This window comes from Pseudooceanicola marinus, from assembly GCF_020177265.1.
Classification (GTDB): domain Bacteria; phylum Pseudomonadota; class Alphaproteobacteria; order Rhodobacterales; family Rhodobacteraceae; genus Pseudooceanicola; species Pseudooceanicola marinus_A.
Window position 1 is genome coordinate 340675 of sequence record NZ_JAIVMC010000001.1, and the last position, 13944, is coordinate 354618.

Genomic DNA, 13944 nt, shown 5'->3' on the forward strand with positions numbered 1-13944 from the left:
GAGGGGGAGAAGCCCGGAAATTTCAAAGATGGGCGCGACTGTTGCAGTTTCCGCAACTCAGCGCGAGCCAGGCCACGGCTTTCGGGATCGGCCAGGGGCGCCTGCATCAGGGTTGTCTAGAGCGTATCACCGCTTCCTTGCCGTAGCCGGGAAACACGTGAAGCACCTGAAACCAAAGAGGACTGGCGTCAGGACCCGGGGATGTTGTCTTGGGGAAGGGGGAGAGGCAATCGACCGCGCGCTTTGTCTGTCGCCTGTCTTCTGGCGCGGCCGCGGACAATTGCCGGCAGACGGTTCGGGCTGTGCGCCCGAACCGTCATTTTTGCAGCACTTCAGAGGTCGTTGATCGCCTCGAGCATGCCCTCGGGCCAGCTGTCGGACAGGGGCGAGTTCAGGTACTGCTCCTGCGCGTAGGTCTGGAATGCCTCCAGGTCGGGCTCATAGACGGTCAGGCCTTCGCCTTCGAAGAACTCCACCAGCTCGGCTTCCTGGTCCAGATACTGCTGATCGGACCATGCGGTGGCCTTGTCGGCGGCGGCCTGCATGGTGGCCTTCTGCTCGTCGCTCAGCTCATCCCAGACCATCGAGGACACCAGCAGCATGCCGAAGCCGACGTTGTGGCCGGTCAGCACGATCTGATCGGTCACTTCGTGGAACTTCATCTGGCGGTTGTTGGGCAGCGGGTTGTCCTGGCCGTCCACGACGCCCGATTGCAGCGCGGTGTACAGCTCGGTGTAGGGGATCGGCACCGGGTTGGCGCCCAGGGACTTGCCCAGGAACTGCCAGCTTTCGCCGCCCGGCATGCGCAGCTTGACGCCCGACAGGTCGGCCGGGGTCATGTACTCGGCATCGCCCTTCAGGTTCAGGTGACGGGTGCCGTAGTAGAAGGTGCCGAGGATCTCGACGCCCAGCTCTTCACGCGCCAGCGCCTTCAGCTCTTCGCCCACTTCGCTGTCGAAGATGGCCTTCAGGTGTGCCTGGTCGCGCACCACGTAGGCGGCGCCCAGGATGTCGAACTCGGGCACCTGCTGCGCCAGGTCGGACGGCGGCAGGCCCGCCATCTGGATGTTGCCGCGCTGCAGACCGATCAGCTCGGTGCCCTGCTTCATCAGCGTGGCGCCGAAATAGGGCTGGAAGTCGAAGTCATCACCCAGCTCTTCGGCGAAGATGTCGGTCATCGCTTTGGAACGCGGCACCTCGGCCGGGTTCACGTCCGAGAAGATCAGCTCGACCTGTGCCGAGGCGGCACCGGCGAAGGCGACCATCGCCACGGCGGCGGCGGTCATGTTGCGGAAGCTCTTGTAGATCATGGTTTCCTCCCTAGGAAAGCTTCAGAGTGCAAAGTGGTTTTCCGCCACCCCTTGTCCAACCCCGTCGATGGCGAAGACGGATCCGGCCAGAGGCTCGGCCGCAAGCTGCGCGTCGGAGAGGAACTTGAAGGCGGAGGTGACGAAAAGGGTCTTCAGATCCCGCCCGCCGAAGCAAAGGCAGGTGGGATTGGTGACCGGCAGGGCAATCTGCCGGTCCAGCCGGCCGTCGGGTGCATAGCGCACCACCTGGCCGCCCGCGAAGAAGGCCTGCCAAAGACAGCCATCGGCATCGACGCAGGCCCCGTCGGGGCGAATGCCGCTGCTGCTGTAATCGGCCAGGACCTCGCGGCTGGTGATCTCGCGCCCGGTCTCGTCCAGACCAAGACGCCAGGTCACGTGCCGGCGGGTATCGGTGAAATACATGCTGCGCCCGTCCGGGGCGAAGGCGATGCCGTTCGACACGATCACGTCGTCGAGCATGCGGGTCATCGTGCCGTCGGGATCGACGCGGTAGAGGCCGCCGAGCCCCTGTGAAAGGCCATTGTCCATGGTGCCGATCCACAGGCTGCCGTTGGCGTCGACCCGGCCGTCGTTCAGGCGGGTGGCGGGCATCGCCTCGCCCGGGGTGACGGCAAAGGGCTGCCAGTCGCGGGAGTGCGGCGCGCGGTGCACGAGTTCCAGGTCCCGCGCGGCCAGCATCCCGCCCGACCGGGTCAGCGCGATGGAGCCCAGGTAGGTGCCAGGGTGGGCCTCCGCCTCGGCGGCGCCGCTTTCGGGGTCCAGCTGCCACAGGGTCGGCTGCTCGATGTCGATCCACCACAGCACGCCGCGTGCCGCATCCCACAGCGGGGTCTCTCCCAGGCGGGCGTCCACTTTCTGGACCAGTTGAACGTTCGGCTCGGACATCCTGTTTCCTGTTCTTGATCTGGGGGCGAGGGCGACGACGGTCATGCCCGGGGCATTCCGACCTGCCGCGCGAGACGGCGCTGCGCGGCGATGCGGAAGGGCGCGTTCGGGGCACCATAGCCCGCGTAGCCGCCCTTGCGCTGGCAGATCTCGATGAAGATCCCGTCGCCGACGGAGCGCGAATATACCTGGAAGAAGGCGCCGCCCTGGCCGTCCTCGTCGTAGAGGATGTGAGCCGCCTTCAGCCGTTCGGTGAACCCCGGGGAGAGGGACAGGCGCGCGGCGAGATCGTCGTAGTAGTTCTCCGGCATCGGCAACGGCTCGAACCCGCAGAGCTTCAGCTCGGACACGCAGGCGAAGATGTCGTCTGTGGCAAAGGCCACGTGCTGCACCGAGGAGCCGAAGCTGTCGGCGATGAAACGACCGGCGAAGGTGCGGTGCGTCTCGGCCCCGTTCAGCGTCACGCGCAGCGCGCCGTCAGGGCTTTCGATCGCTTGGGACCGCACCAGCCCGCCCGGGTCCACCACGTCGACCGTCGCCTGTTTCTCCACCTCGAAGAGCGACAGGTAGAAGAGCGACCAGGTCAACATCTCCTCGTAGTTCATCGTCTGGCCGATATGGTCGATCCGGGTCAGCCCGGCCTCATGCGGGGCGCCGCCCGGGGAGGGTTCGAACTCGATCTCCCAGACCTTGCCGAGGTCGGAGCCATGATCGATGAAATGCAGCAGCCCCGAGCCCACGCCGCGGATGGCGGGAATCTCCAGCTCTCCGGGGCCGACGGGCTGGCTGAAGGGCGTGGCGCCCAGGGCGCGGGCACGGGTCACCGTGGCCTCGGCGCTGTCCACCAGCAGGCCCACGTCACAGATGTTCAGGCCATGGGCGATATGGGCGGTATGGGCGAAGCCTTCGGGGTCGGTGTTCAGCACGATGCGGATCTCGCCCTGTTTCCAGACCTCGACCTGCTTCGCGATATGCTTGCCCGCCCGGTGGAACCCGAGCGAGCCCAGAAGCTTGCGCAGGCCTTCCGCCTCTGCCTCGGAGGCGGCGAATTCGACGAAGGCCACGCCTTCGGTGGGCACGCGGGCAGGGATGTCGGGCAGGTCCTGGCTCAGGCCCGGCTCGGCGCGTTTCACCTGGTCCATCAGGTAGACAAGCGACCGGTGCCCGTCCTGGGCGATGGCCTTGGGGCTGCCGCCCCGGAACTGGTCGTTGAAGACCTCCAGGCTGATCGGCCCGTCATAGCCGGTGGCGGCGACGGCGCGCATGAAGCCGGTCACGTCCAGATCGCCCTCGCCCGGCATGTTGCGGAAGTGGCGCGACCAGTAGAGCAGGTCCATCTCGATCAGCGGCGCATCGGCCAGCTGCACGAAGAAGATCTTGTCGCCGGGGATGCGGCGGATGCTGTCGGGGTCGAGCTTGCGGCCCAGGGTGTGGAAGCTGTCGACGATCAGGCCGATGTTGGGATGGTCGGCGCGGCGCACCACTTCCCAGGCATCGCGGTGATCCCAGACATGGGTGCCCCAGGCCAGCGCCTCGTAGCCGACGCGCAACCCGCGCTTGCTGGCGCGGTCGCCCAGTTCGGCGAAATCCCCCGCCATGCGGTCAATGCCGCCAAGGGCCTTGGGGTGCACCGAGGAACAGACCAGCACCAGGTCCGTGCCAAGCTCCTGCATCAGGTCGAACTTGCGTTCCATGCGGTCGAAGGCGCGGCCCCGTTCGGGTTCCGGCAGGCCCTCGAAATCACGGAACGGCTGGAACAGCGAAATCTCCAGCCCGTGATCGCGGACCATGGCGCCCACTTCGCGCGGAGAGGCGTCGAAGGTGATGAAGTCCTGCTCGAAGATCTCGATCCCGTCGAAGCCCGCCGCCGCGATGGCGGCGAGCTTTTCCCGGAGATCCCCTGCGATGCAGACGGTGGCGATCGAGGTTTTCATGGTCGCTTACCCCCCGTAGCCCAGCAGACGCGGCAGCCAGAGCACGAAGTCCGGCACGAAGGTGATGATCCCGAGCGCCACGAAGAGGGCAAGCAGGAAGGGCATCAGGTCGCGGATGATCCGGCCAAGCGGCTGCTTGGTGATGGATGAGACGATGAACAGCAGCAAGCCATAGGGCGGCGTGATCAGCCCCACCATGCCGTTCACCACGCAGATCACGCCGAAATGCACCAGGTCGATGCCCAGGGCCTGGGCCGTGGGGATGAAGATCGGCACGATGATCAGAAGGATCGCGCTGCCTTCCAGGATGCAGCCAAGCGCCAGGAACAGTACGTTGATTGCCAGCAGGAAGCCGATGGGACCCAGGTCGTACTGGGCGAGGAAGGCTGCCAGCTGATCCGGCACGTTCTCGCGGGTGACGACGTACTGCAGGGTCAGCGCGCCGGCGATCAGGATCCCGACCGTGGCGGTGGACCGCGCCGAGGAAACGAGCGTCTGGTAGAACTGCCCCGCGGTGACGGAGCGGTACAGGACGACGGAGATCACCAGGGCATAGAAGGCGGCGACGGCGGCGGCTTCGGTGGGGGTCATGATGCCCCCGTAAATGCCACCCAGCAGGATCACCGGCAGCAGCAGGGCCGGGATCGCGCGGAAAGTCACGCCGGGGATCTCGCGCATGGGGATCGCTTCATCCACCTCGAAGCCGCGGCGATGCGCGATGATCAGGTTCATGACCATCAGCACCACCCCCATTAGAAGCCCGGGCATCATGCCGGCGGCAAAGAGGTAGCCCACCGACTGGTCGGAAACGAGCGCATAGAGCACCATCGGGATCGACGGCGGGATGATCGGACCGATGGTGGCGGAGGCGGCGGTGATCGCGGCGGCGTAGCTGGCGGTATATTTGCCGTCCTTGGTCATCATGTTGATGATGATCTTGCCCATGCCGACCGCATCGGCCACGGCCGAGCCCGACATGCCCGAGAAGATCAGCGAGGACACCACGTTGACGTGGCCCAACCCGCCGCGGAACCGGCCCACCAGGGCCTGGCTGAACCGCAGCAGACGGTCGGCCAGCGAGCCGATGTTCATGATGTCGGCGGCCAGGATGAACAGCGGGATCGCCAGCAGGGTATAGCTGTTGAACAGGCCCTGCAGCAGCGTTTCGGAGGCGATCGAGGGATCGAAGCCCCGCATCATGAGGTAGACGGAAGAGCCGCAGATCATCGCCAGCCCCATGGAGAGGCCGCCGAAGGCGAGGAAGGCGATGAGGATGATCGAGACGGTAAAGGGATCAGTCATAGTCGTGGGTTCCCGCCGATTTGGGAGTGTCGAAGCCCGGGCCGGCGCCGGTCAGACCGCGCCAGATGGAGATGCCGCAGCGCAGGACGACAGAGATGACGAAGGGAACGTAGATCGCGAAGACATAGTCGAAGCGCAGCTTCATGTAGGAAGTGCTCTCGATCGACATGAACTCGATGTAGCCCCAGACCTGCGGCAGGGTCCAAAGGAAGATGGCCGCGCAGATGGTGCCGGTGATCACGTCCAGCGCACGCCGGGCCCAGCGGGGCAGGGCGGCATAGAGGATGTCCAGCCGGATCACGTCGCTTTCGCGCACCACGAAGGCATAGCCGAAGAGGATTCCCCAGAGCCAGGCGATGGAGACGAACTCGACCGTCCAGCCCAGCGGGAGGTTCAGCAGATAGCGGAACACGATCTGGATCAGGAAGCTCAGGAAGAGCGACCCGAGGATCAGGGCCAGAACGACTTCCGCTCCGCGCTCTCCCCATCGTGCGAGTGATTTCAAACGCTCCATGTTCTACCTGTTCATCATAGCTTGCGTGGTGGTGTGTCGTTCGGGGTCTCCGGCGCGGCGCATCCCGTGCCGGAGGGGTGTGGCTCAGGGCAAGCCGGCCCTTCGGCGGAGGCCCGCAGGCCGGGCGTCGAAGGTGCGAAAGGCCAAGGGGGAAGGCCGCCTGGTCAGCCTGGCCCAGATCAGGTCAATCTGAACTGCCAGGGCCGAAACCGTGCCGGCCAACTGCACCGGGGCCGAGGCGACCGCCATGTCATTCGCTGTCATGCTCATGCGCTCCTCCCTATCACGCATCAGACGAGTGCGGCGGGCCGCTCTCGGTTACCCTCAGTTGAAGGACTCGAATGCCTCCTGCATCCGGTCCACGTCCGGTTCGCAGCCGGCGAACAGCTTGAAGGCCCGGACCGCCTGGTAAAGCGCCATGCCCGACCCCGGCAGCACCGCGCAGCCCTTGGCGCGGGCGGTGGCCAGCAATGCCGTTTCCAGCGGGAAATAGACGATGTCCGCGACCCAGTGGTCGGGCCGGATCGCCTCTTCCGGCAGGGGCAATCCCGGCAGCTTTTCCATCCCCACGGGGCTAGCGTTGACGATCCCCTGCGCGGTCTGCGCCGCGTCGGCGATGTCGGTGACCACCTCGGCACGGTCGGGGCCATAATGCTCGCCCAGCAGGGCCACCAAGTCGGCGGCCACCTGGTCGTTGACGTCGCGCACGGCCAGGCGGCCGACACCGGCGTCCAGCAGCGCGTGGGCCACGGCCCCGCCAGCGCCGCCGGCGCCCAGCAGAAGTACCCGCTCGCGCGGCGCCCCGGGCAGGCCGCGGCGCAGGCTCTCGCCGAAGCCCCAGTGATCGGTGTTGTGCCCGGACCGGCGCCCGTCCCGCAGCACAACGGTATTCACCGCCCCCACGTTGCGCGCCGCCGGCGACAACTCGTCCATCAGCGGCAGCACCGCGCGCTTGTAGGGGTAGGTGACGTTCAGCCCGTCGAAGCCCTCGGATTCCAGCAGGGCCAGGATCTCGGCTGGGTCGTCCGGCAGGCTGCGCACCTGGGAATCGACCAGGTGGTATTCATAGGGCAGCCCCGCCGCCTCGGCCGCGGCCAGGTGCATGCGCGGCGTCCGGGATCCCCCGATGCCGCTGCCAAGCAGTCCGATCTTCAATGCCCGTGCAGAGCTCTCGCCCGCCCGCGCTGTCACAGTGTCGTTCACGTCCGGATTCCCTCCCAGGCTCCCCGTCTCTTGACGACACAATGGACGGGGTGGTTAATTTAGTCAATACTATGTTCGCGACGGTTAAATTCCGCAGCGCAGCACGGGCGAAGGATCCGGTTTCCCGCAGGCGGGCCAATAGGTTATAGCCTAGGCGAAACCAGGAGAGGGAGGACAAGGCAGATGGGCGAGGTCGACCAGACCGGCAAGTCCGGGGAATCGCAGCGCGGCGGCTGGAAGCAGAATCCGGATGCCGTGCGCGACAACATCCTGCAGGTCGCCCGCGCGGTCTTTGCCCGCCATGGGTTGTCCGGGGCCCGCATGGACGAGATTGCCCGGAGCACCCGCACATCCAAGCGGATGATCTACTACTACTTCTCCGACAAGGAGACGCTCTATCAGGCTGTCCTCGAAGACGCCTATGCCGGGGTACGTCACGCGGAAGACGCGCTGGATCTGGGGAAGCTGCACCCGGTCGCCGCCCTGCGCGAGCTGGCCGAGTTCACCTTTGAACACCACCGCCACGCCCCCGATTTCGTCCGCCTGGTGATGATCGAGAACATCCACGAGGGAGAGCACATGTCCCGGCTGAAGTCGATCTCGGGGCAGAACAGCTCGGCCATCTCCCTGCTGGAGGACATCTACCGCCGCGGGGTCGAGATGGGGCTCTTCCGCCGGGGCCTGTCGGCGCCCGAACTGCACTGGCACATTTCGGCGGCCTCGGTCTTCAACGTCTCCAACCGTGCGACCTTCTCGCATATCTTCGGCGATGATCTGTTCACCGAGCGGGGTCAGCAGAAGCTGCGCCGCCAGGTGGGCGACATGATCCTGGGCCTGGTGATGAAGCCGGGCCTCTCGGCGGAAAGCGGCGTGCCGCGACCGAAGGAGGAGGCACGCAATATCAACGCGGATATCTTCCGGTTCCTGGAGGTCTGGGAGGACAAATGGTCCACCCTGAGCCCCGATGCGACACCGGCTGATCGGCGCCTGCATTTCGAGGGGCTCGCCCGGGACATGCGCCTGTCGACGCCGCCCGATGTCGAAGCCGATGAGGAATACTGGATCGACAGCGACGGCGGCCCGGTCCGGGTGCGTCTCTTCCGCCACGCCGGCGGGGGCCGTCAGCCTGCGCTGATCTACATGCACGGCGGCGCCTGGATGCAGGGCAGCCCGGAAACCCACTGGGACATCACGGCCCGGATCGCGGCCTGGGCGCAGCAGACGGTGATCTCAGTCGACTACGCGCTGGCCCCGGAACACCCGTTCCCGGCCGCCTACCTGCAGGTGCTGGCGGTGGCCAGATGGGCGCGCGAGGAGGCCGGGATGCTGGGGATCGACCCGGCCCGGATCTCCATCGGCGGCGACAGCGCCGGCGGCAACCTGGCCGCGGCCGCGGCCCTCGCCTGTCGCGACGAGGAGCTGCCGCTCTGCGCCCAGCTCCTGATCTATCCGGTGTGCGATTTCGACCGCACGCGCCCGTCCTATGTGGAAAACGCCGAAGGGCCTCTGCTGAAGGTGGCCAGCATGGCGGCCAGCGACGCCCTTTATTGCGCCGACGCCGATCAGTTGCGCACGGATCCGCGCATCTCGCCCCTTTCTGCCGCAAGTCACGCCGGCCTGCCGCCGACCTACGTGGCGGTGGCGCAATATGATCCGCTGCGCGACAGCGGCCTTGCCTATGCGCAGACGCTGGAGACGAGCGGGGTGCCGGTGACCACGCATGTAGGTGACGGTCTTATCCATGGCTACTTGCGCGCGATGGAATACTGCCCCGATGCCCAGCTTCGCTTGCGCGACATCTGCGCCTGGCTGAGGGGCATCTCGGACGGGTGACAGGCGGCCTCTGATGCGGCTGGCGAGGTGAAGTCCGGGGGGGCGCAGGGCGGTGACGTGCCTTGGCCGCGCGATCGTCCGCTGGCGCGTTGACAAGACCGTCATCTCGGCCCCTGTAACAACTTTTGCCGATGCCCTCAGCGATCCATCTGGTATTTCAGGGGCATGGACATTGTTCTGATCACGACCGTCATCTCCTCGCTGTTCCTCGTCATCGGCTTCGCAGAGCCCCTGGCGGCGCGGTTGCGCCTGCCGTTCAGCGTGATCCTGGCCAGCCTTGGCATCTTGATCGGTGTCGGCGCGATCTTCCTGTTGCGGACCGAGCTGACCGACGCGCTGAACCCCGTGGCCGAGGCGATCCTGGGCCTGCCGATCCGGTCCAACGTATTCCTCTACGTGTTCCTGCCGACGCTGCTGTTCCAGGCCACGCTGGGGATGGACCTGCGCCGGATGCTGGACGACTGGGTGCCGATCCTGATGCTGGCGGTGGTGGCCGTGGTGGCGGCAACGCTGTCGGTGGGCTACGCGCTGTCCTGGGTCAGCACGCTGCCGCTCGCGGCCTGTCTGCTGGTCGGCGCGATCATCTCCACGACCGATCCCTCCGCCGTGGTCTCGATCTTCCGCTCGATCTCGGCGCCGCGCCGCCTGTCGCGGATCATCGAGGGCGAGAGCCTGCTGAACGACGCCGCTGCCATTGCTCTCTTCGGGCTCTTCATGGGCTTTGTCATGCTGGGCGTGCCGGACCCGAAGCTGGGGGATGCGCTGGCGCGGTTTCCCTTCCTGATCGGCGGCGGGGCGGTCACGGGCTGGCTGGCGGCGCGGATCGCCCTGGGCATCATGGGCATGTTCGGGCGACATGAACTGGCGCAGATCTCGATCTCCGTGTCGCTGCCCTACCTCGCCTATATCGGCGCGGAACAGAGTGTCGGGGCGTCGGGGGTCATCGCGGTGGTGGCCGCCGGTCTGACATTGAACCTGGCCGGGCCCGGGCGCCTGCCGCCGCAGGCCTGGACCAACCTGCGCGAGCTTTGGGACGTGCTGGCGCATTGGGCCGGCGCGCTGATCTTCATCCTGGCGGCGCTGCTGGTGCCGCGTCTTCTGGAGGAGGTCCGGATCGAGGATTTCGTGCAGGTCGCCGTCGTGATCCTGGCGGCCATCTTCGCCCGGGCGCTGATCCTCTTTGTCCTCCTGCCGTTGCTGTCGGCCCTGAAATTGTCGCCGAAGGTCGAGCAACCCTATCGGGTCGCGATCCTCTGGGGCGGGCTGCGCGGGGCCGTCACCCTGGCGCTGGCCCTGGCCGTGACCGAAAGCTTCCGCGTGCCGGACGATGTGCAACGCGTGGTCGGTATCCTGGCCACCGGCTTCACGCTGTTCACGCTGCTGGCCCAGGGGACGACGCTGCGCTGGATCATCGGCAAGCTGGGGCTGGATCGCCTGTCCCCGATCGACGAGGCGCTGTCGCGGCAGGTGGTTGCCGTGTCCCTGCAACAGGTGCGCGAGGATCTGGCGCGCACCACCGAGAACTACGAGCTGGGTCGCGACACCGTCCGCGCCGAGGCAAAGCGGTTCGGCGACCGGCTGCAGGAGGCCGTGCGGCTGGCCGAGGACAGTGCCGATATCCTGGACCGGGACCGGATCACGCTGGGTCTGATCGCGCTGGCGGGGCATGAACGCGACACGATCCTCGCCCGGGTGCGGGAGCGGACGATCTCCGCCCGGATGGCCGAGCGGGTGCTGGCGGATGCGGACCGCCTGATCGAGGGCGCGCGCTCCAACGGTCGGAACGGGTACAATCGCGCGGCCCGCCGCAGCGTGGCCTACGGTCGTGCCTTCCGCGTGGCCGGGGTCCTGAACGCCCGGTTGCGCCTGTCGCGACCGCTGGCGCAGATGACCGCGGCCCACTTCGAGCTGCTGCTGTCGCAACGGCTGGTCCTGCGGGATCTCGGCAGTTTCATCACCGGGCGCATCCGCCGCATTCACGGCAAACGGGTCAGTGACCTGCTGTCCGGTCTGCTGGCACGCCGGATCGAAATGGTCGAAACCGCCCTGGAGGGGCTTCGCCTGCAGTACCCGGGCTATGCCGAGGAGCTTGAACGGCGCTTCATCCGCCGGACCGCGCTGCGTCTGGAAGAACGCGAATATGCGGCAATGCGCGAGGACGCCCTGATCGGCGCCGAGGTCTACACCAAGCTGATGACGGATCTCGACCTGCGCCGGGCCGCGGCAGAGGAGCGTCCCAGCCTGGACTTCGCGCTGCGCCGCGTCGAGCTGGTACGCCAGCTTCCGCTCTTCGCCGGTCTGAACGAACGTGACCTGAAACGGCTGAGCCGCGTGCTCCGTTCCCGTTACGCGAATGCCGGCGATGTCATCGTCCGACGGGACGGGGCGGCGAAAAGCGTGTTCTTCATCGCCTCCGGGGCGGCCGAGGTCGAGACGGCGGGCCAGACCTGGCGCCTGGGCCGGGGCGAGATGTTCGGCCAGATGTCGATCCTGATGAAGAAGACGCTCCGGTCGGAGGTGCGCGCGATCGCGCCGTCGACCCTGCTGGAACTGGACGAAGTGCGGTTCCGCCGTCTGCTGAGCCGCAGCAAGCCGCTGCAGGAGGCAGTACGCGCCAGCGCGAAGAAGCGCGGGATTTCGCCGGACGAGCTGTTCGGGGAAACACAGGCCGCTTGAGGCCTGCCACTCTGGGTCGGACCCGGCCTCGATGCTGCCCCGTCTACGTCCCGAAAGGGGCGTAGGTTGGCCCATCGATATCGCCAAAGGCCGGGCCGAAGAGGTGGCGATGTGGTCCCGGATAGAGACCCCGTTGACGGGGGCGCAGTGACGGGTCATACGCGCGCCGGCGGTGAGCGGATCGCCTCCTAGTCGGGAGGGTATGGAGGCAGAAATCTGCGCAAATCCCCTGCGGGGGATGTAAGGCGATGCCAGCGCCGCGCGAACTGGATTACCAGCGCCAAAAAAGAAGAAACGGCGCGGGACAATCCGCGCCAGAGGACGAGAGCAGGAGCACATTTCACGTGCCAACACATCAGACAAACGGCCGAAGCGGGCGCGCTTCGGTAGCGGCGCGGCCTTTCCAGCTGCGCGGCAGGTTCATCACCGCGGTCGGGCTGCGCCTTGAGGCCGAGAGCCTGGACGAGGCCTTCTACGCGGTGCTGGACGAGCAGCTGCGCAGTGCGCCCCAGCTCCTGCTGGATGCGCCGATGCTGCTGGATCTGGCCAAGGTTCCGGGGCTGACCGACACGCATCAGGTGCGGGCGCTGGTGGAGGCGCTGCGGGCGCGCAATCTGCAGGTCTTCGGCGTCGAGAACGCCACCGATCCGCAGCGCCGAATGGCGGAGGAGCTGGGCCTGATCCCGGTCCTGATTGGGCGCGACGCCCCGGTGGAGAAGGTCGGCGCCGATCGGCGGCGCAAGGCGGACAAGCTGCTGCCCCCCGACAACGTGGTGATGACCCGGCCCATTCGCTCGGGCCAGGTGATCGTGGCCGAACGGGGCGACCTGACGGTGATCGGATCCGTCTCCTCGGGGGCCGAGCTGATCGCTTCGGGCAATATCCATGTCTACGGCACCCTGCGCGGGCGCGCCTTTGCGGGTGCCTACGGGGACGAGACGGCACGGATCTTCTGCCAGCGGCAGGAGGCCGAACTGCTGGCCATCGCGGGGATCTACAGGACCAGCGAGAGCCTGGGCGATGACATGCGCGATCAGTGCCTGCAGGTATTTTTGAAGGATGACGGTTTGAAACTGGAGGCGGTCACATGACGACGCAAATGAAGGAGGAGGCCCCGCTGGGGAAGATCATCGTGATCACCTCCGGCAAGGGTGGGGTCGGCAAGACGACATCGGCCGCGGCCATCTCCGCCGGGCTGGCGAAGCTGGGGCACAAGACGGTCGTGATCGACTTCGACGTGGGCCTGCGCAACCTCGACATGATCATGGGTTGCGAGCGCCGGGTCGTGTTCGATTTCATCAACGTGATCCAGGGGGATGCGAAGCTGAAGCAGGCCCTGATCAAGGACAAGCGCCTGGATACGCTGTCGATCCTGCCCACGTCGCAGACCCGCGACAAGGATGCGCTGACCCAGGAGGGCGTCGAGGCGGTCCTGGACGAGCTGAAGCAGGAGTTCGACTACATCATCTGCGACAGCCCCGCCGGGATCGAGCGCGGCGCGCAGCTGGCGATGTATTTCGCCGACGAGGCCGTGGTGGTGACCAACCCCGAGGTCTCCTCGGTGCGCGACAGCGATCGGGTGCTGGGCCTTCTGGCCAGCAAGACCCGGCGAGCCGAAAGCGGATCCTCGGAGCCGGTGAAGGCGCAGGTCCTGCTGACCCGCCATGACCAGGGCCGGATCGACCGGGGCGAGATGATGACGGTGGAGGACGTGCTGGAAATCCTGGCCGTGCCGCTTCTGGGGATCATTCCCGAAAGCCAGGCGGTGCTGCGGGCCTCCAACGTCGGCACGCCGGTCATCCTGGACGACCCGTCCAACGCCAGCCGGGCCTATGGCGACGCCGTGGCCCGTCTGACCGGAGAGGACGTGGAAATGCGCGTCGGTGACGAGCCCAAGCCCGGCCTGTTCCAGCGGCTGTTCGGACGGTCGGCATGAGCCTGTTCGGTTTCGCCTTCAAGCCCCGCCGCGCCAAGTCCGCGCAGACCGCCAAGGACCGCTTGCAGCTGCTTCTGGCGCATGAGCGCGCCAGCGGCGCCCCCGACATCGAGTTCCTGCCGCAGCTTCAGGCCGATCTGCTGGCGGTGATCCGCAAATACGTCAAGGTCGACGACGACGATGTCGAGGTGAAGATGCAGCGCGAAGACGATGTGTCGAGCCTCGAGATCAACGTCGAGATGCCGGCCCGGGCCAAGGACGACGCCAAGGCAGAGTCCGGGACCGGCAGCGCCAAGAAGGCCTAAGGGCCCCGCGCGGAGGCCTCGCCGG

General features: G+C 66.8%; 11 protein-coding genes. 5 read left to right on the top strand and 6 right to left on the bottom strand.

Translation table 11 applies throughout. The features are described 5' to 3' along the window. Window positions 1-332 precede the first annotated feature (332 nt). From LC066_RS01645 to LC066_RS01670, 6 genes are all read right to left on the bottom strand, one after another. On the bottom strand, window positions 333-1310 hold the full coding sequence (locus LC066_RS01645) for a sialic acid TRAP transporter substrate-binding protein SiaP (protein ID WP_222474353.1): 978 nt from the start codon (window positions 1308-1310) through the stop codon (window positions 333-335). 21 nt (window positions 1311-1331) lie between these two features. Then, window positions 1332-2216: an SMP-30/gluconolactonase/LRE family protein gene (locus LC066_RS01650; RefSeq protein WP_224896264.1), complete on the bottom strand. Its 885-nt coding sequence runs from the start codon at window positions 2214-2216 to the stop codon at window positions 1332-1334. 41 nt (window positions 2217-2257) lie between these two features. Continuing rightward, complete coding sequence (locus LC066_RS01655) at window positions 2258-4150, bottom strand: bifunctional sugar phosphate isomerase/epimerase/4-hydroxyphenylpyruvate dioxygenase family protein (RefSeq protein WP_224896265.1); 1893 nt, start codon at window positions 4148-4150, stop codon at window positions 2258-2260. Window positions 4151-4156: 6 nt separating this feature from the next. Continuing rightward, entirely contained in the window at window positions 4157-5452 is a 1296-nt protein-coding gene (locus LC066_RS01660) for a TRAP transporter large permease (protein WP_224896266.1), read from the bottom strand. Next, a complete protein-coding gene (locus tag LC066_RS01665) occupies window positions 5445-5966 on the bottom strand; it encodes a TRAP transporter small permease (protein WP_224896267.1) in 522 nt (173 codons plus the stop codon). Before LC066_RS01665 ends, LC066_RS01660 begins: the two co-directional genes overlap by 8 nt. Before the next feature lie 324 nt (window positions 5967-6290). Then, the gene (locus LC066_RS01670; protein WP_224896268.1) at window positions 6291-7169 is read right to left on the bottom strand and encodes a shikimate dehydrogenase; all 879 of its coding nucleotides are present in this window, start codon (window positions 7167-7169) and stop codon (window positions 6291-6293) included. A gap of 183 nt (window positions 7170-7352) precedes the next feature. Here LC066_RS01670 and LC066_RS01675 point away from each other — a divergent pair, with 183 nt between their 5' ends. The 5 genes from LC066_RS01675 to minE all read left to right on the top strand — a co-directional run bounded on the left by LC066_RS01675 (window position 7353) and on the right by minE (window position 13919). Then, window positions 7353-9002 carry an alpha/beta hydrolase fold domain-containing protein gene (locus tag LC066_RS01675; protein ID WP_224896269.1) on the top strand — a complete coding sequence of 550 codons (1650 nt, stop codon included), beginning with the start codon at window positions 7353-7355 and terminating at the stop codon, window positions 9000-9002. A 165-nt stretch (window positions 9003-9167) separates the two neighbouring features. Next, window positions 9168-11678 (top strand): cation:proton antiporter, encoded by a 2511-nt coding sequence (locus LC066_RS01680; protein ID WP_224896270.1) that lies wholly within the window; start codon window positions 9168-9170, stop codon window positions 11676-11678. Window positions 11679-12022: 344 nt separating this feature from the next. Then, complete coding sequence (minC, locus tag LC066_RS01685) at window positions 12023-12769, top strand: septum site-determining protein MinC (protein ID WP_224896271.1); 747 nt, start codon at window positions 12023-12025, stop codon at window positions 12767-12769. Window positions 12770-12795: 26 nt separating this feature from the next. Next, complete coding sequence (minD, locus tag LC066_RS01690) at window positions 12796-13614, top strand: septum site-determining protein MinD (RefSeq protein WP_412103225.1); 819 nt, start codon at window positions 12796-12798, stop codon at window positions 13612-13614. Beyond that, the gene (minE, locus tag LC066_RS01695; RefSeq protein ID WP_224896273.1) at window positions 13611-13919 is read left to right on the top strand and encodes a cell division topological specificity factor MinE; all 309 of its coding nucleotides are present in this window, start codon (window positions 13611-13613) and stop codon (window positions 13917-13919) included. Before minD ends, minE begins: the two co-directional genes overlap by 4 nt. Window positions 13920-13944: the final 25 nt, after the last annotated feature.